Below are 22,407 nucleotides of genomic sequence, written 5' to 3'. Positions count from 1 at the left end.
TTCATCGCGCAACCGCCTCAGAAAAGGTCGACGTCTCGCCCACGAGCTGCGCCAGATCAAACTGCACCGTACCCCTGTAAACCAGCGCCATAACTGTCGCGAAGACCGATGCCTTCGGCGCCGCCACGATGCGATACAATTCTCCGAGGGTATGCGGGCGAACCCGGATTGCATCGCCAAGGCGGAGCGCTAGGTCGGGGTCAGCGGCTCCGCGCGCGCGGCTCACGATTATTTTGCAGTTCGAAAGTCGCGGCTCCTTGCGGATGTCGAACTCGGTCAGCATGCAGAACCGGACACCGTGATCATACCAATATGCGTCGCGGATCAAATGCTCCTTTTCAGCCCAGTCCGTCCTTGCCCGGAAAGCCGCTGCCTTTCCCTCAAGCACCACGATATCGCCGGACGTTGTTCGGGCGACGACGTCTGGTGTGTAAGTGCGTCGTTGGAAATGGCCATGTTCTGCAGGAGCGAAGTAAATGAGAGAGTGCGCCTCAAGCGCGAAGCTCTCAAATGAGGGATCCGCTTCCAGCAGTGTGTGGAGATCGCGCTCCAGCAACGATCCGTGCTGACGAGAACCCAGCAGCTTTGATGCGCCCGACATCCCCACGATCAATCCGCGCCGACTAAACCTCAGAGGCCTACGCATTCGGGATGGGGCCTCACAAAGCCCGAAATATTCGGATGTGATAGATGATCGCGGCCGCATCCAAGCCTCCTATTTGATTTGCAGTCTCCGCACATTTTTTCTTGGCGGCTGGCGAGTTTTCCGGCCGATTAAAATCCTTATCCAAGCTCTGTCAAATGATTTTGATCGGTTTAGCTTCTAAAATTCGATGTAAAGAATTTCTGGACAAGGGATGTAGTCCGTGGATATCACTGCGTTAACCAAGTAACGTTATCGTTAACAGAAGTTTATACTTGCAATACCGGACAAAGATGGTAGGAGTCCATCCAATTAGGCGGAGTTGTCGAATGGAAATTCACTTTTATGGATGTCATTTGCTGGGGGCTGCGGACGCTGGTCAGCCACGGCGACAACAATCGAATGAGGCGAGCATCGACGTGCTGTGGGGCCATTTAGGCTGTTCGAAACCGCGCGGAAACTGACACCCAGGATTGACCCAACACGATCGAAAGGCCCTACTAATGAGTGCATACGCAATTTTGCAGGATCTGCAGCTCGCGATCTTCGAGTCTGACGAGGAGTTCATCAGGTATTATCTGTCTTTGGGGCCTTCTATGGCTCCCCACGAGATCCCTTACGAGGATGGAAGGACGATCCAGTTCGGCGAGCACTCGTTCGGTCGAGATCGCCTCTCTGACATAACCGAAATCGGATCGAGTACCCTGGATGACTGGGCGAAATCAGGCATCCGGTTTATGCCAGAAGGTAAGAGGCTGCCCCGATCCTCGGATGTCGCGAGGCTCTGCGCCATTCGCGATATGTTGGCGCTCGATGTTCCGCTCCTTCATGCGGCGAACATCGCGGCGAAGGTTTCTCATAGCATTCTCTATCATGCCTTGCGGCGATCGGAGTCGCTCACTCGCGTGATCAACGAATCTGAAACAGGAATGTTTCGAACCGTAGCTTCCAGTCTGGGAGCCGATGAGATCATTCTACGGCGCGCCTTTATGCGACGCTGGGCTGTTGAGCCGACCGCTAAGTTCGCGGTTATCAAGCCGGCAACCCTTGCGGTTAAATTGAAAAAACGGATTTCGAATGACGAGCAGGTCAAGGATGTCGTTCTGGACCTGGATGCCGCCGGAAAACGGCTTGCCGAGCGCGCAGGTAGCTACCTCGCGCAGATGGTCATCCGATCGCCCAAGCGACGTGAACACGAGTCCCACGATTTGGCATCGATGATCGCCTTGCCGACACTCCAGTAACTATTAGCATAGGGAATACACTCATGTGTGAAGGCGTTATTGAAAACGAGTTCGCGGAGTTCGACTGCGGGGAGATCGCACGTCTGGCCGGGGTAAAGGAGGCTCAACTTGAGCTGTGGGTCGATCAGAAAGTGGTGGTACCGCAAAAGAACGTATATGCCCTGATCGACGCTGCGGCAGCGGCGGCGCTAGCCGGAGTTGGTGTCCACGACAGATATCTGCCGCGCTTCACAAAGCTGGTGTCAGAGCATCTTGTATTCCACCTGTTCGACGTCTGCCCAAAAGCGATATTGACCCAAAGGCAAGGCGCGTCCGGGAGGGTGGTTGGCGCTCCGCGTCATATGGGTATTTCGGCAGAAGTGTTCGCGGCGTCTTTCGATCATGAACCGTATCGATTTGCACTGCTTCAGTATGGCATGTGCATCCAGCTTGCCGGTCGGGCACAGTCGCGCTTTCCTGATGGTTCGCGCCCCCACGCCGCGCTGGATCTGCGGAGGATTGCTAGAGCTATCGGACAAAGGCTGCGGCAGCCTCTGGTCGTTTCGACGTTCCGCCCGGCGGAGCGGACGCGCAAAGCCGGTAGCTCGGCGCGTCTCACAACTTTGGTTAAGATTGAAACCGGCAGAACGGCAAACTGGTCCAGGGAAGCGCCGTACGGCGCATCAGATTTTCCCGCCATTGGATGACAAGGCTTCGACGATTGCGGTGGCTCGAATAAGAGCTGTGCGTGCGGCCGAGAGTTCGATTGCCAATTCGAATCCTTGCCGATCAGCCAGCCGCATTACTGTCCTCATCACTGCCGTCGAGTTCCTGGCCAGTAGAATGAGGTGTAACCCTCCAGGGCCATGATCTCCGTTCAGCCAATGCCTCGCACTGCGGTCACTGGCACCCGTCCAGAACATCACCGTTTTCGTCGCTAACCGGCTGGCGCCGACCTCGGATGCCAATGCTTTGGCGATAGCTGCTGCATATATCGCTTCGGTTGCGTGGGTGGGTCCCTCTGGAAATTTATTGCCGCTTTTCGGAAACATCTTTCCGGCTCCTTGCGCTAAATTACTCTTCAGCTTCCTGCATCTTCCGCACGTGGCCCGAGATGGTAATCAATTGGAACCAGACGGGTGGGAACGAAGCCCGGCATCCGCGTTCCAGGATTCGAGCCGCCCAATACGTTCGTATGTCGACCGAACACCAGAAGTATTCGACTGACAACCAAGCGTCGGCGATACAACGGTACGCCGACGCGCGCGGCTTCGAAATCGTCCGAACTTACGCGGACGAGGGCAAAAGCGGCCTACGTCTTGTCGGAAGGGATGCCTTGCAGTCCCTCTTGGGCGACATCGAAAGCGGCCGCGCTGACTACGCTGCAATTCTTGTCTATGACGTAAGCCGATGGGGTCGGTTCCAGGACCCTGACGAAGCTGCGGCAATCGAGCTTAGATGCAAGCACGCGGGGATTCGCGTGCACTACTGCGCTGAGCAGTTCGAGAATGACGGCAGCATTGGCTCCTCCATCGTGAAAACGGTCAAACGAGCAATGGCCGGCGAGTACAGCCGGGAACTCTCCGTAAAAGTTTTTGCAGGTCAGGCCCATTTGATCCGGCTCGGATTTCGGCAAGGTGGTGCGGCCGGATACGGCCTGCGGCGTGTCCTCGTCGACCAGAGCCGCAATCGGAAAGCGGAACTTGAACGAGGTGAACAAAAAAGTATCGCGACTGACCGGGTCATCTTGATTCCCGGACCGAAACATGAGGTCGAGACCGTCCGAGAGGTCTATCGCAAATTTGTAGACGAGAACTGTGGCGAACGCGAAATCGCCGAGATCCTGAACGCCCGTGGCATCTTGTCAGACCTAGGTCGCGCTTGGACGAGGGGGACGGTGCACCAGCTCCTGATCAACGAGAAATACATTGGTAACAACGTGTGGGGGCGCACGTCGTTCAAACTCAAACAGTCGCATGTTCAAAATCCAGATGACGCCTGGATACGCGCCGACGGGGTATTCGAACCGATTGTCGACAAAGACTCCTTCAGCCGGGCACAAGCCATCATCGCAGCAAGGTCTGAACGGCTGTCGGACGAGGCCATGCTGAACCTGCTCGGCGCAATTCTGGCGAAAAACGGTTATCTATCCGGCATCATTATTGATGAAGCAGAGGACTGCCCCTCAAGCAGCTCGTATCTATCACGCTTCGGCAGTTTGCTTCGCGCCTACGCTCTCGTTGGGTTCGTTCCGGATCACGACTATCGGTATCTGGAGACAAACCGAGCTCTGCGACGCATGCATCCTGACGTGGTGGCAGAAGTGATCGGCGGGATTAGAGCGGCCGAGGGAACTGTCGAACAGGAACCGTCAACGGACATGCTGACAGTGAACCACGAGTTCAAGGTGTGCATTGTAGTCGTCAGGTGCTTCCATACTAGGGCTGGGTCGCTTCGCTGGAAGCTGCGGTTGGATACGGCGCTAAACCCGGATTTGACGGTCGCAATACGCATGGACTCAAAAAATGCACAGCCACGGGATTACTATCTGCTTCCACGCTTGGACATGCATACAGCCGTCTTGCGCCTGTGCGAGCACAACGGCCTATCCCTCGACGCATATCGTTTCGAGACCCTCGAAACCCTTTATGCAATGTCACAACGTACTCCTATTGAGGAGGCAGCATAATGACGGCGATGCCGGCCCAGCGGGTCGAAATGATACCCATCGATCAAATTTCGGTCGTCAATCCGAGAATACGCAACAAGCGTATCTTCAGAGACATTGTGGACAATATCTCCGAGATCGGCCTGAAACGGCCGATAACAGTCGCGCGCCGGCCCGAGGCAGAAGGACCGTTTTACGATCTGGTCTGCGGACAGGGTAGGCTGGAAGCGTACAAGGCGCTTGGCCAACAAGAAGTCCCCGCTCTTGTGGTCACTGCCGACCCCGAAGACTGTCTCGTAGCCAGCCTGGTAGAGAACTGCGCTCGGCGCAAACATCAAGCCGTCGATCTTCTGAATGATATCGGCAGGATGAAGCAGCAAGGGCATCCGATCGCTGACATCGCGAGGAAAACAGGACTCACGGCTGAATACGTTCATGCAGTGGTCAGACTTCTCGAGAATGGCGAGCAGCGCCTCTTACGTGCAGTTGAGTCTGGTCAGATCCCCTTCAGCGTCGCGCTCGACATAGCGGAGGCAGACGATCAGGATGTCCAGTCTGCGCTCCAGAACGCTTATGAGAAGAACCTGCTTCGCGGCCGAAAACTCCTTGCGGCGAAACGGCTTGTCGAGCAGCGGCGCGTTCAGGGCAAGCGGCTGAAGAGCAACCCTCATTTGAAACCTAGGAAGCTCTCGACTGAGGCCCTTGTCCGTGCCTATCAACAAGAAACAGACAGGAAGCGCCTGCTGATCAGACGTGCGCAGGCGGCAAGCAACCGTCTCATTTTTATTGCGGAAGCCGTGCGAAGGCTGCTGCAAGACGATGATTTCCGGGATCTTCTCACCAAGGAGGGCCTAACAACCTTGCCCAAGAACTTGGCCCAGCGCTTAGATCGCTTGGAGGCGTCCAATCCATGAGCAAAGCAGCAAAAACAGCCCTCGTAAAAATCGCGTTCGAGAAAGCGAGCCTTCGTATTTCGATCGACGAGATACTGCCACTTAGGCAACTCACTCCGTCGATACTGAAGTCAGTAAAGTATGCCCAGATCGCTGCTTCCATTGCCGAAGTTGGAATCATCGAACCCCCGGTGGTGGTCAGGGACAGCGCCGACAGAAATCGCTTCCACTTGCTTGACGGCCACATCCGCCTTGACATCCTGCGAGCGCGTGGCGAAACCGAAGTCGTGTGCCTGGTGGCCACCGAGGACGAGGCGTTCACATACAACAAGCGCGTCAGCCGTATCGCAATCATTCAAGAACACAAAATGATCCTGAAGGCCATTGAGAAAGGCGTGTCGGAAGAGCGGCTCGCGCGAGCGTTGAATGTCAACATCACCAGCATCCGGCACAAACGCAGTTTGCTGGAGGGCATTTGTCCTGAAGTCGTGGATTTGCTGAAGGACAAACACGTGCCGATCAACACGTTCGGAGAGTTGAAAAAACTGAAGTCGATCAGGCAAATCGAGGCGGCCGAGCTGATGATCGCAATGAACAGGTACTCGATTAGTTATGCGAAATCCTTGGTGGCCGCGACGCCCGAGAGCCAGCTGGTGCGGGGCAGCAAGACGGTAAAGGGCCTAAGCCAACAGCAGATCGACATGATGGAGGGCGAATCCGCCACTCTCGACCGTGAGTTCAAAGCGATTGAGCAGGATTACGGAAGCGATCACCTAGATGTCATTCTCGCAACCGGCTATGTGGCCCGCCTACTCGAAAACGCCAGAGTAGTGCGGCACATGGCGCACCGTCATCCTGACATTCTTGCCGAGTTCCAGAAGATCGCGGACGTCCAGAAGGCAGCATGACGAATGGCTGAAAGGGGTTCCGACGGTTATTTGTTCTTTTACTCCCTCTCTTGCCAGCGATAAGTAGGATTGAAGCCTTCATTTGGGCGATTAGGAGGCGTGCCATGAGCGCTTCCGTGCACAGCATCACAGGCCTCATCCTTCTGAAACTGTGGCCGTCAGCTCTAGCTGATCGCGGTCATGCGGATCACCCCTGAAGAGAAGGTACTCCGGCCCCTTGTGGTATCATGACAGGCACGACCGCTTGGCAGCGCGTCCCGCTGCTGTTGCGCGGCTCAGCTGCTTTAGGCTGCCAGCGCGGCAACCTTGCTCTGGAGAAGTTCGCGATTCTGTTCGATCAGATCGGGCGCAACGTTTGCCGACAGTGCTGCACGTTCCTTCCGGCCGAGGAAATACGCGATCCTTTCCGCATTCGCTCCGCTTGGATGTGGAAGTCCCGACAGGATGCGCGTGCGGTCTATCCCGACCAATTCAGCCGCTCGTTCCAAAACGTCGCCAATCTGCGGACCCAACGGTACGAAGATGGCGTTCTTGAGTGCCGCCATTTCGGGAAGGAACCACCGGCGCAACTGGTCGGTGAGGAACGGGTTCGATGCGATCGTCGGAGCGCCCGAATAGTTCGCCCCGTCGATAAATACCGGATAGCGAAGGGCCGACGTGAACTGGACCCGACTGCAGTCCTTGCCCCACAACAAGCCTGTGCTTTCCAGCCCGAGCACCTTGTTTATGCCAATCCCATCGAGGAGCGAAACAAGATTGGACCGCATCGGTCCGGAGAAGCTGGCAAACACCTTCGCGCCCGCTACAGCTTCGCCATCGCTGCCACCGGCTTTGAGAATGCGGTGCGCTTCAAGCAGCGCATTACGCATCTGCTGACGACCCGGCGTGATGCCGACGATGACGATATCAGCTTCCCGGTTGATATGATCGAAGGGCGCATACGCCACTTCAATTTTTTTGCGTCCGAGCGCCGAAGTTGCAACGACGAGCCTGTCTGGACTCTCGATTTCTTTATCGAGGTTGGCGCGCGTCATATCGTTGAGGATGGCACGGAAGTGCGCAAACAGTTCAGCATTCTGCATGAGTGAACTTCTCGGACCTTTTAGGATTTTGCGGGAGGGTTGGGGGCGGATCGGCTCAGACCACTCTGAAGATGATTTCTTGCGGGGAGATCAGGTTGGTCTTCTTCCCGAGCACGCCCTGCATGCGCACGTGGAATCGACGGCGAGCGTAGGTTTCGAGTTCCTCTTCGGTGTCTACGGCAATCTGATATTGGGCGTGATGCTTCACCGCGCCATGACGTGGATCGGCCACGCGAAATTTGCCGTCCTGATAGCGGTAGGGGAGGAACAGTTCTCCGGTCGTGGGGTGAATGCGCTTCATGGTCGTCTCCTTTGATCTTGATGAGGATTGGGTTCAGCCGAGCAGGCTCTTGATACGGCTGGCGTAGGCTTTGCCGTCCAGTCCGGCAGCTGTTGAAATCGCCTGCGCCTGTTCGGGATCGATGTCTTTTCCACGTGTCCACGATCGGATCCTTTCGGGCGACCATTGAAGCTTCGCGGCGAGTCCATCAGTGGTGGTGCGATTGATCCACGCGACAACGCCGGGTACCGCTGCCAGCGCACGGAGGCTTCCAATTTCGGGTACGCGCCGGTCGACAAATTGCGGCGAAAGGGGGCCAGGCTGAAAGCCTCTTCTGCCGGCCAGCCACTCAAGGGAATCGAGAGCATCCCCCCAGACGAGGTCCGGCCGCGAGGCTTTCCCGCCGATGGTCTCGGTGCGGATCGGCTTGTTGCCTTTCGGCCCCATGGCGTTCCGTACCGTCCTAAGGTTCACGTCGCCGAGAAGTGAAATATCCCGTGGCGTGAACACGCAGCTGGAGCGCAATTCCTCCCACCCCGCTTCAGCTCTGGTCAGATCGTCGACATACTCCGCAAGGGTGAGGCGCGCAGAGGTCAGATCGTGAAGGAGGCGGAGATTGGAGTCCGGATCAAGCCTGAGGCCGGAATAGTCAAGGGCGCCGGTGCCATAGGAATCGCCGGGAATGGCCGACAGGAAATACCAGAGCCAATGAAGTCCATCATCCCGGTCATCGTCGTAGCGGATATGCTCTATCGGCCCCTTGTTTGAGACAAGGTCATAGCAGCGTCTCGCGGCTTCGGCGAACAGCGTCCCCGTGATATCAATCCTAGCCAAGAACTCACTATTGGGGTGACGCTCGAACGAATCGTACGTCTGTTCCACGATGAAGCCGTCGACGCCGTCCAGGGTTTCCATGCCCAGGAATGCCGCTGCCGCCGCATCCCCACGGCCGCTCGGATGTCTCAGTCCGATTATGTTGCGGCACACATCTGCGGCCAGCGCCATGACAATCCGAATGTCGGTTTCGATGACTGACCATGGGGGTGGCATTTTCATGATATTATCCAATCATTTTTCATGATTTAGCGACATCACATAGCCAATCCCCAATGGCAAGTCAAAAATGATCCGAATGTATCACTTTTACAGAACCGAGCATTCGGAACGCCTCCAGATTCACCGAGCGGGCAGACCTTGCCAGCTTGTTTAGAGCGCCCGTCGGTTCGCAAGTAGGCAGGAAGCCGCCTCCGCGGCAGCAATCCCCCGATCGTTGCGAAGCCGAGGTTCGTAAGCGATTGAGCCTCTGAGATCGGCCGAAAGTGCGAAACGCTCATGTTATACGCCGGCGACAAACCGCGCGTACGTCATGACACTTATCTTGGGCCCAATGGAAAATCGTGGAATGTTCAAAACATGGGAAGACGATGAAAGCGGTTTTGAGTATGCATGCACACTGATTTCGAAGCACGGCGTTCTGTTTCTGCACTTTGTCTCATGAGGGGGGTATATTGGCATTATTCACGACTACGGCGTATCCGATGTCTTCGTTAGTCGAAGATATCGAATACGGAAAGATAGGGCTGCCGGACATTCAGCGTCCCTTCGTTTGGCCCAATAAAAACGTGCGAAATCTCTTTGACTCGTTGTATCGTGGCTATCCAGTCGGCTACCTGCTTTTCTGGGAGACCGGTGCCGACAGCACAGCGAAGACGATAGGTAGCAAAGAGCATCTTAAGGCTCCTTCGCTAGCCATAGTCGATGGACAGCAACGGCTGACTTCCTTGTTTGCCGTTGTTAAAGATCGAGAAGTTATCCGTTCAAATTTCAATAAGGAGCGGATTCGAATCGCTTTTAACCCGCTTCAGGAGCGCTTCGACGTTGCTGATGCATCAATCCTGAAGGACAAGGCATACATCCCAGATATTTCGATTCTCTGGAAGCCAGGGTTTGACATCTTCGTATTTGCCGATGCGTTCATCTCAGAACTCACCTCCGTTCGCAAACTTACGGCTACCGAAGTCGGAAAAGCCAAATCAGCCATCAGTAAGTTGCAGGGCCTACCCCAATATTCATTCACCACACTGACGCTCAATGCGTCGGTCGATGCCGAGATGGTCGCTGAGGTCTTCGTCCGCATAAATGGCGAGGGCAAGAAGCTCAACCAGTCCGATTTCATAATGACGCTTATGTCCGTCTTCTGGGACAAAGGACGGGCCGAGTTGGAAGACTTTGCTCAGGCCGCATCAGTTGGAGGCAAAGGTACGCCTTCTGGGTTCAACCATTTCTTGAAGCCCTTCCCAGACCAGCTGCTGCGAGCGACGGTCGGATTGGGTCTGAAACGAGCCAGACTGCAAAACGTCTACAGCGCTCTGCGTGGGCGCGACGCGGTAACCGGCGAGGTTGATATTGAAAAGCGCGATGCACAGTTTGCGCTGCTAACTCAGGCGCAGGCAAAAACACTCAATCTCAGTAACTGGCATCATTTTCTCAGTGCGCTGACACTGGCCGGTTATCGGCACGAGGGGATGATCTCGTCAGAAACTGCAATTATCTACTCCTATGTTCTGTATTTGATCGGGCTTGTCGATCACGCGCTGGACAAGCAGGAATTGCGGCAAGCCATCGCCGAATTTTTCTTTATGGCGTCTTTAACTGGGCGGTATACCAGTAGCCCGGAGACGAAATTTGATTTCGACCTGGCCCAACTGCGCGGGATCCCCGACGGACAGGCCTACCTAGCCAAGCTGCGCGACATATGTAGCACCACCCTTACAAGCGACTACTGGACCATCACTCTGCCGAGCGACCTCGCCACGTCTGCTTCCCGTAGTCCGTCGCGCTTTGCCTATCAGGCTTCGCTTATGCTTTTGGATGCCCGAGCACTCTATAGCCCCCTCAAGATTGCGGATATGATCGACCCGTCTGTTAAAGGAACGAAGGCCACCTTCGAGCAGCACCATCTGTTTCCACGCGGGCACCTGACGACGATCGCGATTACGGATCTTCGACAGGTCAACCAGATAGCCAACTTTGCCTTGGTGGAATGGCCAGACAACTTGAAGATCAGCGACCAGCCACCGTCGGCCTACGCTCCCGCCCTCCACGCCGCGCTGTCACCAAAGGACCGCGCCGACATGATGCGCTGGCACGCCTTGCCGGCGAACTGGTGGGAGATGGAGTATCAAGATTTCCTCCGTGAGCGACGCGGCCTGATGGCCCAGCTTGTTCATGACGCGTACCGAAAACTCAGCGGCGATATCGAGCCAGAAGCGCCGGCCAAGGTATCGATTCAGGAATTGTTGGCCAATGGCGAAACCGATGCCGTCGAATTTAAGTCTACCTTGCGGACCAATCTTCACACCGGTCAGGTAGACGAGAAGATGCACCTGGCGTCGCTTAAAACGATTGCGGGTTTTCTCAATGCCAGGGGCGGCACACTAATGATCGGCGTTGCCGACGATGGCAAAGTCGTTGGCTTGAATGCCGATGGCTTTGCGAACGAGGACAAGATGGCGTTGCACCTCGTCAATTTGATCCGCGACCGGATCGGCGAACTGTTTCTGCCCTATATCCATCCACATTTTGATGAGCATGACGGAGCGCGAGTGATGGTTGTGCAATGCGAGGCTGGACCGAAGGCGGCATTCATCAAGGACGGGCCGGCGCACAGGTTCTTCGTCCGCGGTGCTAACGCTACCGCCGAGCTTTCCGGCAATGCAGTGACTGATTACGTAAAAGCACGGTTTCGCTGATCCCGGGTCGGGCCTGACGATCGAACCCAGTCACACCGCAAGACATGAATTGCCGCATTGCTCAACACTAATGAGAAGACGGGCTACAAATTAGCCGCGACGGGCGAGATACCCCGCTTCAAAGTTGAGGGTCGCGGCGGTTCGGACGAGGTGAGATCGAGAGCTGGATGAAGCGGCAGGTTGGAAAAGCGGGGCACCAAATGGGGTTGATATTGCCCAACCGCGGACATCGGTCTTCGGCGAACTCGGGCCGATTTTACTCGAGTGGCGCTACTACGCATGCTAGGCTCATGCTGAAACTGTCCCTCCACTCGTGGATCCGTCGATAACGTGTATTCGAAATCAATCATCGACGGGCTGGCGCCAACGTCCTGCACGGAAGTCAAGCCGCGGTTCGCCTCGGCTGAGCCCGCCTCAAAACAAATGGCGGTCGTGGGGCTTTTCGCCGGTGTCGGTGGACTGGAGCAGGGGTTCCATAGCCATGGCCATCGGAGTGTGCTTTTGTGCGACGCCGACCCGCGTGCACGCGAGATCCTCGCGCTGCGCTTTCCGAGAGTGGCGCTGTTCGACGATATTCGGGACCTGAAGGCTCTGCCGCAATGCGATGTCTTGACCGCGGGCTTCCCTTGTCAAGATCTGAGCCAAGTGGGGCGCCGCAAGGGCATTTCCGGACCCAATTCCGGTCTGATCGACGTCGTCCTGAACCTGCTCGCCAAGGCAAAGCCGGGCCCGACCTGGCTCGTCCTTGAGAATGTTCCATTTATGCTGAGCCTGGATAGGGGCCGCGCGATTGATAGGATTGTGACGGCGCTGGAAGCGATGGGATTCGCCTGGGCATATCGCACGGTCGATGCGCGCGCCTTCGGGCTTCCGCAGCGCCGGCGTCGTGTGGTGATCTTGGCGTCGCGAATGGAGGATCCTCGCCCGGCACTGCTAGGCGTCGACGCCGCAGCCCCGGAGCCCGACAAGCGCGGGTCCCATGCCTGCGGCTTCTACTGGACGGAAGGCAATACCGGCCTCGGGTGGGCCATCGATGCCACCCCGCCTCTCAAAGGAGGATCGGCGTTGAATATCCCATCGCCGCCGGCGATATGGTTTCCGCGTCAGAGGCTAATCGCCGTGCCCTCGATTGAGGATGCTGAGCGCCTGCAAGGATTCGAAGCGGGTTGGACACACGTCCCGGGCGAGGATACCGGGCGAGCACGCCAGCGTTGGCGGCTGGTCGGGAATGCCGTGAGCGTGCCGTTTGCCGGCTGGGTCGCTAGACGGCTAAAGACAATCGACGATTATGACGCCGATGGCGATCCGGATCTCGTCGATGAAGCCCGGTGGCCGGGCGCCGCTTGGGGCTTCCATGGCCGCCGAGGCAAAGCGACGGTGTCGGAATGGCCCGAAATGGCACCTCAACTTCATCTCGCGACATTCCTGACGCACGGCGTGAAGGCACTGTCTCGAAAGGCGACCGCGGGTTTCCTTTCCCGCCTTGAGCGAAGCAAGCTGCGTTACGAGGACGCTTTTCACCTGGACCTGACTCACCATATTGAGATGCATGACCAAGTCGGCGCGTCGTGACCCGATCTCTGTGGCAACCACCAGGCGAATGGCCGCCACGTCTGGGCGGAACAATCCGCGCGAACGGACGTTGCGATCCGAACTTCATAAACGCGGCCGGCGCTTCAGGTTGCACCGCCGGCTCCTGACAAACTCGCAGAGAACAGTCGACATCGTCTTTCCGCGTGCTCGTGTCGCCGTCTTTCTGGATGGCTGCTTCTGGCACGGCTGTCCGCTACATGGCACTTGGCCTAAGAACAACGCGGACTGGTGGCGGGAAAAGATCGAGGGCAACATTCAGCGCGATAGAGATACGGATCGACGGTTGCAAGAGCTTGGCTGGACTGTCGTTCGAGTTTGGGAGCACGAAACGATAGAGGTCGCGATCGATCAAATCGAACATGCGCTGCGTGCGTCAAACTTCACACGAAATGACCTCCAGGAAGGCCCGCACGGGCGCTGCGCGGCGAAAGTTGCGGAGCAGAGTCAGCAATACCGGCCGTAGTCATGGCCTAATCGGCTATGACGCAATGAATTGCATCCTGCGTAACAACGACACAACCGATCTGACGGCGAGAAACCGGGAATGCGTTCAGGGGATATAGACTGTGCTGCGGTGGTGCTGGAAGTAGGCGCCGCTCTCCTTCGGGAACGGGCGAGGCGGCGGCCGCTCGATGGTGTGCAGGCCGAGCTTCGCCGCATCGATCTCCGCAAGCTGTGACGAGAAGATCGGCCGACCATCGTCCTCGAAGCCAATCAGGCCACGGTCGAAAAGGAAATCCGCCTGGGGTGCGAGCATTAAGCCATTGAAGCCGTCGAGTCGTTCAGCAGCGGTGCTGCAGGCTCTCCATGGCTTAACGTGGCTCGCTAGCAGAAGGTTGGGTTTCTCAATACCTGTGATGCGGCAGACCGGCTCGATGTCGAGCACGCGTTTGCGAAAGAGACCTTGACCGCGTCGTGCTCGCGTTAGCTGCTCACGGACAGTCCGGTCAAGAGATTTATCTTCCATTATGTTCCTCTCGACGAGATCGTCAAGTGTCGTCGCGAAATCAGAGACTGTCCTGGTCGGCGTCACGAAAAGATCGGCTAAAGTAAATTGTGCTTCTTCAAAGATCAGGTCAATGACGGCGCGGTCGACTTGGGCTAAATATGCTTTTTGGTTGCCATTGCCGGTCGTCGGCTGTATCGGTGAGTACTTCGTGGGGAGGACCGGCGCAAGCCGCGCAATCAGGACCTTGGGTCGGACCGCCAGAGGAGCCTTGAGCCACTGAACTGGGAGCAGCCATCCGACCGTGCTCCAATAGGTGCCAACCGACCCAAATTCCTCCGGTTTGGGCGAGCTTATTGCGAAATCGGCAACGATGCCGATCCGACCCACGCGACCGTCGGCATACGACAGGACTATATCGCCTGGACCTGCCAGGCGCATGTTGTCATAGAAGCGACTGCGCGCGCCATTAGCTTCAGTCACGGGGGACCAGAGGTATCCTCCCGCGATTTCCTGGAGCACGGTTTGCGCGTGATTTACCCACCAGTATCGCACTTCGCCTAGATGCACCTTCGCACTTCTCGTTGGCAAGTGTGCCACGGACATAACACCGTCGGCCGATAGGGCTGAGCTGCACACACCGACTGAAAGCACTTGCGTCACTCTACGCGAAATGCCACTGCGCTAACCATGTCTAGCTAGGCTCGGATAGAGTGATGTCGGCAACTTCGATCGATCACGAGGTCGAGGACCTCCAAACCATCGGTGCCAACGTCGCCCGGGAGCATAAATGCGATGGATCGCCCGACAGCAGCTGGATCGAGGATCACCAACTTGGCTTGAGCGTGACCGGCACGTCGCGCCGAGCAGATCGTCGAATACCCGGCGCACTCGGCTGCGCCGCAGAGTTGCAGCGGAGGCAGTAGTCGCTGTTGAAATATTCGGGCTCGGTTGAGGGAGGCGGTATCCGGCTTCGATCTCAAGTGCCAATACTGTTGCATTAGGCTGGATTTCTACAGACCGACTTGCAGCCTGGGCCTTTAGCATGGAAGGTGTAGAAGGGGCGAGATTATCGAAGTAACCGCGAGGGTGGGGGAGTGTTTGCGTGTCGACACTGCTAGTCGGTAGGGAGAATTGTTTGCTGTCTCCTGAACAATGGGAGATGCGGCTTGTCCTTCATTATCTAAAATCCGACGGCCCGTCGGGCGGAGCGGCAATGTCGTACCTCGATGCTACGCCCGCCGAGATCGCCACGGCGAGCGGCATAGAGGGTCTCGGCGATGAAGATGCCCAGAGGGGCTTCCTCGCGCACTTCAATCGTTGGGACATCTCCGATTGGCTGTCTGGTAGCCGCGTGCCTTCCAGGCGCGATGACTCTATACCTGGCTATTTCCGCTTCTTGGTATTGACAGCCTTGGTCTCGGCTACAGAAACCGGAGCCGGCGAGACACACAATTTTCGGATTCGGCTTGGCGAACTGCTCGGAGTCGACAGCCCTTTCAACTCGGTCTCCGGCGTCAACGCGTTGTGGCGCGCCCTGGCCGGTTGGTGCGAACGCAAGCGGGCCGCAGGCGAACCCTACCGGCGGATCGAGCTCCCCTCGCCTGGGAACGCGAACCTGATCGGCATTGCCGTGAGGATCGCTTTTCCCTCGTGGCAGGACCGAAGCGCTTTGACCCAAATTCTGCGCGCTGTGTCTCCCGATGTCAGACGATCGCCCGATCGTTTGGCTCAAGAATTGACCCGCAGCCGATACGCGCACGAATTGCCTCAAGCGGTGGCGTCGGCCCTACACGATTTCAACGCAGCCGTACGCTTGCGGCGTCGAATGCTTGTGGGCCATCGGTTCTGGCGCCTTGTACAGAGCATTGATTCTCGACTTTCTGGAGAGGAAGAGCGGGGCAGCCGGGTGCGGTGGCGACTGGAGGTTCGCTTCGAGGGTTACGAACTCGATCTCGCCCGTTTAAAACTATTTCGTGGACGAGGGGTAATGGATTTCGTGTCCTCATGGGAAGGCGCGCTGCAAGAACTTGAGGCAATGCCGCGCGAGACCTTGCCCAAAGGTTTGGCGGATGCGCTGGATCATGGTGTGTTCCTCCTTTCGGAGGCGCCAGGGATGACATGGGTGTTAGACGAGGAAAGCCCGTCCGAGGACACCGTGGCCCTGCTCCTCGCGCGTCAAGGAAGTATTGCCACTAAATGGCCCCTGCGGACGGTGTGGCGCCCCCTCGAAGGACCCTGGCTCGCCTCTGGCCGACTGGACGGTTCGGCGTTGAGTGGATTGCGTCGCAGCCTGGGCCTTGCGCCGGTGGGCGAAGCACGTCTCGTGGATCTTACCTTCGAAAACGGGGTAAAGACTGACCACTCTACGTGGCTGGGCCGACCCGGCTTTTTGCCCCAAATCTTCGCTTCGTCCACCAGCACCCTTTTTGTACAGCCAGTCGAAGGTGCCGAAGGCGTGCTTTCGATCGCGGGGACCGCGCCTTCATGGGACCTCGTCACGGAAGCTCCGCTCTCTGGCCGTTGGCGCGTGCGAGCCGTGGAAAGCGGGAGCGAAACAGAGAAGGTAATATGTTTCGAACCGACGGCGCGTGCACGCTGGGAGTTCCGAAGTCCCGATGACCGCTTCGAACCCGAACATGACGTTTCTACCGTTGGCGTCTCGCCTTGGAAGCCATGCTCCCCCCAATTCGGACTCCCGAGCATCAGGCCCGAGCTCGACAATGCGCTGGAAGCGATTTACGCCGGTCCTGCGAAGGGATGGTCCGAGGCCGATCTGATCCGGCTACTGCTTCCCGTCATGCCCCACAAGCATTTCGTATGGGATTTTCTGCGCGGGTTGGCCGAGGCGGCATGGCTCGATCCCTTCGTCCTCAAGTCATGGCGAGCGCGACTGTGGCGGCTTCGCCCACCGCACCTAAGGGAGATTGCACCGAAGAGTGTGGTCGTGGCCGGAGCGTTGGGCGCCGCCGCGCGCCGGCGACTTGGGGATGTGGCCCGCGCCACGGGTGGAGAGCTGACATTTCTACCAGGGATCTCCGAATGGGCGATCTCTCTGCCGCTTATCGAGGGTGTATCGGCCGCGGACCTGGCTCGCGAGCTGCAGTGGCCGATCACTGATCCGGAGCGCCCTCGGCTGGATGCTGCACCGAACTGCTGGCCAGCGGAGCCGCGGTCGGGACAGGGCCGTGAACTGGCGGGGGTTTGGTCGTTCGAGTCCGGCCTCTTCGTTCCGCCCGACGATCGGGCGACGACCAATCTTGTCCGCTTGGAGCGGCTAGTGCGTGCGCGCGGCGACGATCGCGACATCTATCGAATCAATGGCCGAGGCGAAACGCTCCTCGCAAGCTCACGCACGTCCGCAATCCTTGAGGCGTACCGCCGGTCGACGCGGCTTTTGTTTGACTGGCAGGACGGGAAGTTTCGTCGTCTTGCGCGGAGCGGGCACTTGCCGTTGGAGATTGCGAGGGCGCTGGTCGCCCATGCGTCACAGGCGTCCGGTCCCGTACTGCAAAGCGACGGCAGTTGGACCTATGCCTACCCGGCTGACGCGGAGGCGGCAACTTGGGTGGCGCGGATACTTGGATCCGCAGTAAGCGTCAAGGGTGGGGGCCACCCCCTCGATTTCCTTGACCTGATCGTCGCCCGCCGGCGAAACGGCCGACGCCTAGTCTGGGGTGAGCGTTTGCAGAGCGACTTTCTCTCATGAGTGACCGTCTCTTCCTCGGTCGTCCCGCCTTTGATCCTAGGCCTTACACTCGTGTCGATCCGCTTGCGCTCGCCGAAGCGGGTACCTGGCATGTCTACCGAGAATGGTCGCAGGCCCTTCCAACGGAAGGGCGTGCGTTCGCGCCCCGACTGCAGGGATTTAGCAGCCGATGTCTGGTTGCCTTTACGGTGGAGCCGAACGGGAAAGGTACTCAGGATCGGGATCAGTTCGTCGTCGTCGACCCGCGCGAAGTTTGCGAGGTGCTCGACTTCCGAAAGGTCGACGCCGAAGCCGCCCGGCGTCAGCTGGTTGAAGTTGGGCAGCCGCGGCTGCTCGCCGGATCGGACAGCGTTGTAGCGGCACTCGCGGGCGGGCTATGCGTCTTAGTGAAGATGGTGCGCCATCCCTCTAGCGACCTTTGGGTCGCCGACACCAGCGGGCTGGAGCACCTCCAGACGTACGCCTTCGACGAGCGACTGTTCGAAGGTGATCAGGTGGAAGAGCGATGGGTGACAGTGCCCGGCTCTACCGTCGGTACTGCTACGGGTGCTGTGAACTGGTGCCGCGACACGGACTTCCTAGACGCTGTACTGAAGCGCCTCCGCAAGACGAGCCAACAAGGGCCTAGCGCGCCTACGCGCGCCCAGATCGGACAGATCGTCACGCAGTTCGATCGAGCGGGTCTTCTTCCGAATAGCGGTAGTGATCTTGAGCCCATGCGTGAACGACTGAAAACTTTCGCACCGTCCGTCGGAAAGAGCGTCCTAGCCCTGGACGAAATCGTCGAAACACTCAGTTCCTTGACGCCCATCCGTGACCGCTTGGCCGCTGAGTTGTCCGAGCGCAGGGCGGAGCTAGAGAGTGAGATCCGGCGCGAGCTTGAAACCAAGCTCCTTCGCGAATTAGACGACCGCAGCGGAGAGCGGGACCGGTTGGCACAAGAGGTAGCGGCCCTGGCGACTGATGTTGTAGCGAGACGAGCGGAGCTCGACAGAGAACGCGTGGCCTTGGACGAGGCGCGCTCCACCCTTTCCAGGGAGCTCACGCAGTTGCTGGGTGAACTGGGCGAACTGCCGCCCGATGCAGACGCAAGGATCACCGTCTTGGGCCGCCGACTAGCTGCAAAGCTGGGCGAGGCAGGGGCCGCCTTCGAAGTGGCGGCCGCAGGCGGGCCGCCGTGGGCGACGCCTCACGTTTCGGGCGGTGAGATCAAGCCCTGGAGCGAGTTCGATCAAATCTTGCAGGCGACGGCACTTAGATGGGGTTACACTGTCGACGACGTCTTACTGGCGGACGTCGCGGTCAGAGGGGGGCGGCTCGTGGTCCTGCCAGACAGGAGCGCTGCAGCGTTTGTGGCCTGTTATGCCGATCTGGTTGCGGGCGGGGGATACGGCCGCCATGTGCTCGATCCGTCAGTTATCTCACTCGACGATCTCTGGCACTATCCGGGATCGGCGCGACACAGTTGCTTCTCAAAAACATGGGCGGCGGCGCGTCTGGATCCCGCGCGCTTCCATGTAGTGCTTCTGGACGGGCTTCATCGTACGCCCGCAGCGCTTTGGATGCCCGGCCTTCTTGAGGTGATGCAGGATCCACGACGCCCTCGAAATCTACTTATTTTCGCCAGCCTTGGAACTCCGTCGGTGGATCCCGACCGAGACTGGCGCGGCGCCCTGCCTGAGGTGGTCGCGCTCTGCCCGCTCGCCGCTGACGGCGCCTCGCCCAGGCTTCTTAGCCGCGCGGTTGGCGCCACCCAGCCGCCAACCCGGCTCGATGCGCTCCGTGCGCCCGAGCCGACCGCCGCGGAGGTGATGGACTTCTTCACTGCAGCAGAATCGGAAGCCTCGGCTAGCGTTTTGGAGGTTGCGTGTCAGGTTCATCGCGCGGCTTGGGTCCTGGGAGCGGAGCGAGCGGCGAGCCTCGCCGGGGCCGTGGCAGGGCTGGAGAACGAGGCGTCCGCGGGATTGTCTGCCGGTAGCTCATGGCTGCGGGAACGGCTCGGAAACAAAGCTTGAGGAGGAGGGGGATACATGCTGGATCCGTTGGGCGGCTTCGAGCGCATTCGCGAGCTCTACATTTCCTATCTAGACACTGCCTTCCGGGTTCGACGCCCGACGCTTGCTGATAGACGGCGGGCGCTGCTGCGATCGAGCGGAACCTTGGCAACGGCGCCATTTATCGAACCGGTACCCCGTTACAAGGCTTCCAACCACGCCCTGTCGGATTTCGTGACCATGGTTAGGGAAAACCCGCTCGCACACTTCTCACGAGAAGGGCGGCGGGCGTTCGCAGAGCTAGGCGTCTCCGGCCTCTTCCCGGGCGCGCCGGGCGATGAACTCCTGAGGACCCATCTGTTCAAACCGTACCTCCATCAGATGGAGATGCTAGCAAGAGGCGCTCGGCCGGGCCATCCCGGCATAGTCACCTCGGGGACCGGTTCAGGGAAGACGGAGGCCTTCATGCTTCCGATTCTGGCCACCATGGCGGAAGAAGCCGTCCGCTGGCCGGCACCTGGTGCCGGTTATCTGCAGGGCGAGTGGTGGCGGACAACACCCAGCCAGTTCCGTCATCATCGCGAGCACGAGCACCCCGACCGCCCTAAAGCTCTTCGCGCGCTCGTCCTATACCCCATGAACGCACTGGTCGAGGACCAGCTGACCAGGCTACGAAAGACGTTTGATTCGCCCGAAGCTAACGAGGTAATGGACCGCCGGTTCGCAGGCAATCGCCTATTCTTCGCCCGTTACACCAGCGCTACGCCCGTCGCAGGGCACCTGCAGCATCCTCGCCGTGGGCATACGCGCCGGGAACAAGAGGCGGCTGCCCGCCGTGTCAAGCGCGTCGCCGACGCGATAAATAGCTATGCCGAAGACCAGGCGCTTGCCCGCAGTCACGATCAGCGGCATTTGGACGAGGATCCGACTCGATATCTGTTCCCATCGGCCGACGGCGCTGAGCTGATCGCCCGCTGGGACGTGCAGGCCACTCCGCCCGACCTCCTGGTGACCAATGTCTCGATGCTCGGGGCGATGCTTTCCCGCGAGATCGAGCAACCGATCTTCGATCAGACCCGCGCCTGGCTCGAACGCGAGAAAGACTCCTACTTCTTCCTGGTACTCGACGAGCTTCACCTGGTGCGCGGGTCTGCGGGTACCGAGGTGGCGGGCCTCATCCGCGCACTCGTTCACCGCCTAGGGCTAGATCGGCCCGAAACCCGCCACAAGCTGCGCGTTCTGGCCTCCAGCGCTTCCTTGCCGATGAGCGGAGTGGAGCGCGAACGCAGCTTGAGGTATCTATACGACTTTTTCGGACCCATGGGGACCTATCCGGCCCCAGGAATCGAAGGCGCGGCTAACCAGGAAGCGTGGGCCGAGGCCATAGTGACGGGCGAGCCGGAGATCGACGCCATTGAGGGTGCTCTGCCGATGGACGGTAGACCGTTCGAGAAACTCGTCGACGTGCTCGCGCCGGACCAGGACTACGTGGGCCGGGTGGCGCGCTCCGAAGAGCTGGACGCCGCGATCCTCGCCTGCGGAGCCGTGCTCTCACCGAACGGCGGTGGGTCGGACCGGCCGGCCGCCGTCAAACAGGCGGTTGAGGGAGCGGCCGCGCTGTTAGCGCACGCCTGTCGCGTGGCCGACGGCCCCTCGATGCGTGCCACCGCGGCCGACGAACTCGCCGTAAGGATCTTCGGAGCCGCGGACGGTTCGATGAAGGCGCTTCGGGGACTAACCCTGCTGCGTGGTATCGGTGAGCGTCTGAGGGAACTCTACGGCGTAAGTGTGCGTGACGGCGTCACCAGCTTTCGAGAGCACATCTTCATCCGCAGCATTGAGGGTCTGTTCGCTACCCCGACAGTGACCGTAGGCGGGAGTATCGAGTTCGACGGCGTGACCGTCGAGCGCGGGACCACCTACGCCCATGACGGCGGCGATCTGCGCCGTATTTTCGAGCTTGTTTATTGCGAAGCGTGCGGTGAGGAGTTCGTCGGCGGCCGGCGGGGCGAAAACCCGATGGGTCCGGGGTTGCCGGTCGAGCTCCTGCCTGCTTCTCCCGATCTTGAGTCGCTTCCCGAAACCGGAGGCGAGGGCAATTACGAAGACCTCTCTTATGAAGATTTTGCCATCTTCTGGCCCTCGCGTCGGGAACCGAAACAGGGAGATAACACGACCGAGACCTGGGTGGAGACCGTACTCGACACGCGCAACGGTGTAGTCAATCGGGAAGGCGAAAGCGGTCGAGATCGGGTGGAAGGGCGACTCTTTCACCTGCCCCGGCGACCAAGCAGTCGGGAGCTTCGGCGCCTGGGCAGCGCAGGCCCGAACTGTTGCCCTGCCTGTGGCGCCGACTATTCCGGGCGCAGTGCCAAATTTCGGCAATCGCCGATCCGGAATTTCCGGACCGGCTTCGCCAAAAGCTCCCAGCTGGTCGCGACAGAAATCTTCGAGCTTCTCCACGCGAGCGGCGATCCCGCCAAGGCGGTGGTGTTCTCCGATAGTCGCCAAGATGCGTCGCGCGCCGCGCTCGACATTGAGCGCCGGCACCACCAAGACAGCCGCCGCCAACTGCTCCTCGAAGCTCTTCGGGAGATCGCGGCACAGCCAATCGAGTCGGTGGCCGAGCTCAACGCAGGGCGACTTGCAGCGCTAGAGCGCGGGGACGAAGTGGAACTCGCCCGGCTTACATCACGGGTCGCGGAGACCCGCGCAC

At 58.9% G+C, this 22,407-nt stretch carries 18 protein-coding genes; 12 read left to right on the top strand and 6 right to left on the bottom strand.

Going from position 1 to position 22,407, the window contains the following annotated elements:
* Position 1: 1 nt before the first annotated feature.
* Positions 2-601 (bottom strand): hypothetical protein, encoded by a 600-nt coding sequence (locus EN932_RS04225; protein WP_128368734.1) that lies wholly within the window; start codon positions 599-601, stop codon positions 2-4.
* A gap of 545 nt (positions 602-1,146) precedes the next feature.
* On the opposite strand from EN932_RS04225, the gene EN932_RS04220 reads away from it, so the two are divergent.
* Both EN932_RS04220 and EN932_RS04215 read left to right on the top strand, forming a co-directional pair.
* Complete coding sequence (locus EN932_RS04220) at positions 1,147-1,887, top strand: hypothetical protein (protein WP_128368733.1); 741 nt, start codon at positions 1,147-1,149, stop codon at positions 1,885-1,887.
* A gap of 23 nt (positions 1,888-1,910) precedes the next feature.
* The gene (locus tag EN932_RS04215; protein WP_128368732.1) at positions 1,911-2,573 is read left to right on the top strand and encodes a hypothetical protein; all 663 of its coding nucleotides are present in this window, start codon (positions 1,911-1,913) and stop codon (positions 2,571-2,573) included.
* On the opposite strand, the gene EN932_RS04210 is transcribed toward EN932_RS04215, so the two are convergent.
* Positions 2,550-2,918, bottom strand: a complete 369-nt coding sequence (locus EN932_RS04210) for a hypothetical protein (RefSeq protein ID WP_128368731.1) — start codon at positions 2,916-2,918, stop codon at positions 2,550-2,552. The two genes, EN932_RS04215 and EN932_RS04210, sit on opposite strands and share 24 nt — an antisense overlap.
* Before the next feature lie 62 nt (positions 2,919-2,980).
* On the opposite strand from EN932_RS04210, the gene EN932_RS04205 reads away from it, so the two are divergent.
* From EN932_RS04205 to EN932_RS04195, 3 genes are read left to right on the top strand one after another with little or no spacing between them, the layout of a single operon-like run.
* Complete coding sequence (locus tag EN932_RS04205; RefSeq protein ID WP_128368730.1) at positions 2,981-4,555, top strand: recombinase family protein; 1,575 nt, start codon at positions 2,981-2,983, stop codon at positions 4,553-4,555.
* Positions 4,555-5,448: a plasmid partitioning protein RepB C-terminal domain-containing protein gene (locus EN932_RS04200; protein WP_128368729.1), complete on the top strand. Its 894-nt coding sequence runs from the start codon at positions 4,555-4,557 to the stop codon at positions 5,446-5,448. The genes EN932_RS04205 and EN932_RS04200 overlap by 1 nt, the downstream gene beginning before the upstream one ends.
* Positions 5,445-6,335 carry a plasmid partitioning protein RepB C-terminal domain-containing protein gene (locus EN932_RS04195; RefSeq protein WP_128368728.1) on the top strand — a complete coding sequence of 297 codons (891 nt, stop codon included), beginning with the start codon at positions 5,445-5,447 and terminating at the stop codon, positions 6,333-6,335. The genes EN932_RS04200 and EN932_RS04195 overlap by 4 nt, the downstream gene beginning before the upstream one ends.
* A 284-nt stretch (positions 6,336-6,619) precedes the next feature.
* Here the strand turns inward: EN932_RS04195 and EN932_RS04190 are convergent, their stop codons facing one another.
* From EN932_RS04190 to EN932_RS04180, 3 genes are read right to left on the bottom strand one after another with little or no spacing between them, the layout of a single operon-like run.
* Positions 6,620-7,417 (bottom strand): hypothetical protein, encoded by a 798-nt coding sequence (locus tag EN932_RS04190; protein ID WP_128368727.1) that lies wholly within the window; start codon positions 7,415-7,417, stop codon positions 6,620-6,622.
* Positions 7,418-7,472: 55 nt separating this feature from the next.
* Complete coding sequence (locus EN932_RS04185) at positions 7,473-7,718, bottom strand: hypothetical protein (RefSeq protein WP_128368726.1); 246 nt, start codon at positions 7,716-7,718, stop codon at positions 7,473-7,475.
* Between the two features lie 33 nt (positions 7,719-7,751).
* Entirely contained in the window at positions 7,752-8,753 is a 1,002-nt protein-coding gene (locus EN932_RS04180) for a hypothetical protein (RefSeq protein WP_128368725.1), read from the bottom strand.
* A 452-nt stretch (positions 8,754-9,205) separates the two neighbouring features.
* On the opposite strand from EN932_RS04180, the gene EN932_RS04175 reads away from it, so the two are divergent.
* From EN932_RS04175 to EN932_RS04160, 3 genes are all read left to right on the top strand, one after another.
* A complete protein-coding gene (locus tag EN932_RS04175; RefSeq protein ID WP_128368724.1) occupies positions 9,206-11,449 on the top strand; it encodes a DUF262 domain-containing protein in 2,244 nt (747 codons plus the stop codon).
* Positions 11,450-11,779: 330 nt separating this feature from the next.
* Positions 11,780-13,021: a DNA (cytosine-5-)-methyltransferase gene (gene dcm / locus EN932_RS04165; protein ID WP_206618912.1), complete on the top strand. Its 1,242-nt coding sequence runs from the start codon at positions 11,780-11,782 to the stop codon at positions 13,019-13,021.
* Positions 12,999-13,505 carry a very short patch repair endonuclease gene (locus tag EN932_RS04160; protein ID WP_128368723.1) on the top strand — a complete coding sequence of 169 codons (507 nt, stop codon included), beginning with the start codon at positions 12,999-13,001 and terminating at the stop codon, positions 13,503-13,505. Before dcm ends, EN932_RS04160 begins: the two co-directional genes overlap by 23 nt.
* Positions 13,506-13,592: 87 nt before the next feature.
* Here the strand turns inward: EN932_RS04160 and EN932_RS04155 are convergent, their stop codons facing one another.
* Positions 13,593-14,471 carry an HNH endonuclease gene (locus tag EN932_RS04155; RefSeq protein ID WP_245483255.1) on the bottom strand — a complete coding sequence of 293 codons (879 nt, stop codon included), beginning with the start codon at positions 14,469-14,471 and terminating at the stop codon, positions 13,593-13,595.
* A 233-nt stretch (positions 14,472-14,704) separates the two neighbouring features.
* Here EN932_RS04155 and EN932_RS04150 point away from each other — a divergent pair, with 233 nt between their 5' ends.
* The 4 genes from EN932_RS04150 to EN932_RS04135 form a co-directional block, all read left to right on the top strand.
* Positions 14,705-14,914 (top strand): hypothetical protein, encoded by a 210-nt coding sequence (locus tag EN932_RS04150; RefSeq protein WP_128368722.1) that lies wholly within the window; start codon positions 14,705-14,707, stop codon positions 14,912-14,914.
* Between the two features lie 212 nt (positions 14,915-15,126).
* Complete coding sequence (locus tag EN932_RS04145) at positions 15,127-17,697, top strand: hypothetical protein (protein WP_128368721.1); 2,571 nt, start codon at positions 15,127-15,129, stop codon at positions 17,695-17,697.
* Positions 17,694-19,712: a hypothetical protein gene (locus EN932_RS04140; protein ID WP_128368720.1), complete on the top strand. Its 2,019-nt coding sequence runs from the start codon at positions 17,694-17,696 to the stop codon at positions 19,710-19,712. Before EN932_RS04145 ends, EN932_RS04140 begins: the two co-directional genes overlap by 4 nt.
* A gap of 15 nt (positions 19,713-19,727) precedes the next feature.
* Positions 19,728-22,407 (top strand): DEAD/DEAH box helicase (locus tag EN932_RS04135; protein ID WP_128368719.1); only part of this gene is annotated, 2,680 nt, incomplete at its 3' end.

Origin of the sequence: Mesorhizobium sp. M7A.F.Ca.US.002.01.1.1 (assembly GCF_004022955.1) — a bacterium.
Taxonomy (GTDB): domain Bacteria; phylum Pseudomonadota; class Alphaproteobacteria; order Rhizobiales; family Rhizobiaceae; genus Mesorhizobium; species Mesorhizobium ciceri.
Note: the sequence above shows the minus strand (reverse complement) of the source record. Positions and strands in the feature narration are given on the sequence as shown.

What these genes read in the sequence shown, in the direction of transcription:
- EN932_RS04225 (WP_128368734.1), bottom strand. Translation starts at nt 601, where the DNA reads ATGTCGGGCGCATCAAAGCTGCTGGGTTCTCGTCAGCACGGATCGTTG.
- EN932_RS04220 (WP_128368733.1), top strand. Translation starts at nt 1,147, where the DNA reads ATGAGTGCATACGCAATTTTGCAGGATCTGCAGCTCGCGATCTTCGAG.
- EN932_RS04215 (WP_128368732.1), top strand. Translation starts at nt 1,911, where the DNA reads ATGTGTGAAGGCGTTATTGAAAACGAGTTCGCGGAGTTCGACTGCGGG.
- EN932_RS04210 (WP_128368731.1), bottom strand. Translation starts at nt 2,918, where the DNA reads ATGTTTCCGAAAAGCGGCAATAAATTTCCAGAGGGACCCACCCACGCA.
- EN932_RS04205 (WP_128368730.1), top strand. Translation starts at nt 2,981, where the DNA reads ATGGTAATCAATTGGAACCAGACGGGTGGGAACGAAGCCCGGCATCCG.
- EN932_RS04200 (WP_128368729.1), top strand. Translation starts at nt 4,555, where the DNA reads ATGACGGCGATGCCGGCCCAGCGGGTCGAAATGATACCCATCGATCAA.
- EN932_RS04195 (WP_128368728.1), top strand. Translation starts at nt 5,445, where the DNA reads ATGAGCAAAGCAGCAAAAACAGCCCTCGTAAAAATCGCGTTCGAGAAA.
- EN932_RS04190 (WP_128368727.1), bottom strand. Translation starts at nt 7,417, where the DNA reads ATGCAGAATGCTGAACTGTTTGCGCACTTCCGTGCCATCCTCAACGAT.
- EN932_RS04185 (WP_128368726.1), bottom strand. Translation starts at nt 7,718, where the DNA reads ATGAAGCGCATTCACCCCACGACCGGAGAACTGTTCCTCCCCTACCGC.
- EN932_RS04180 (WP_128368725.1), bottom strand. Translation starts at nt 8,753, where the DNA reads ATGAAAATGCCACCCCCATGGTCAGTCATCGAAACCGACATTCGGATT.
- EN932_RS04160 (WP_128368723.1), top strand. Translation starts at nt 12,999, where the DNA reads ATGACCAAGTCGGCGCGTCGTGACCCGATCTCTGTGGCAACCACCAGG.
- EN932_RS04150 (WP_128368722.1), top strand. Translation starts at nt 14,705, where the DNA reads ATGTCGGCAACTTCGATCGATCACGAGGTCGAGGACCTCCAAACCATC.
- EN932_RS04140 (WP_128368720.1), top strand. Translation starts at nt 17,694, where the DNA reads ATGAGTGACCGTCTCTTCCTCGGTCGTCCCGCCTTTGATCCTAGGCCT.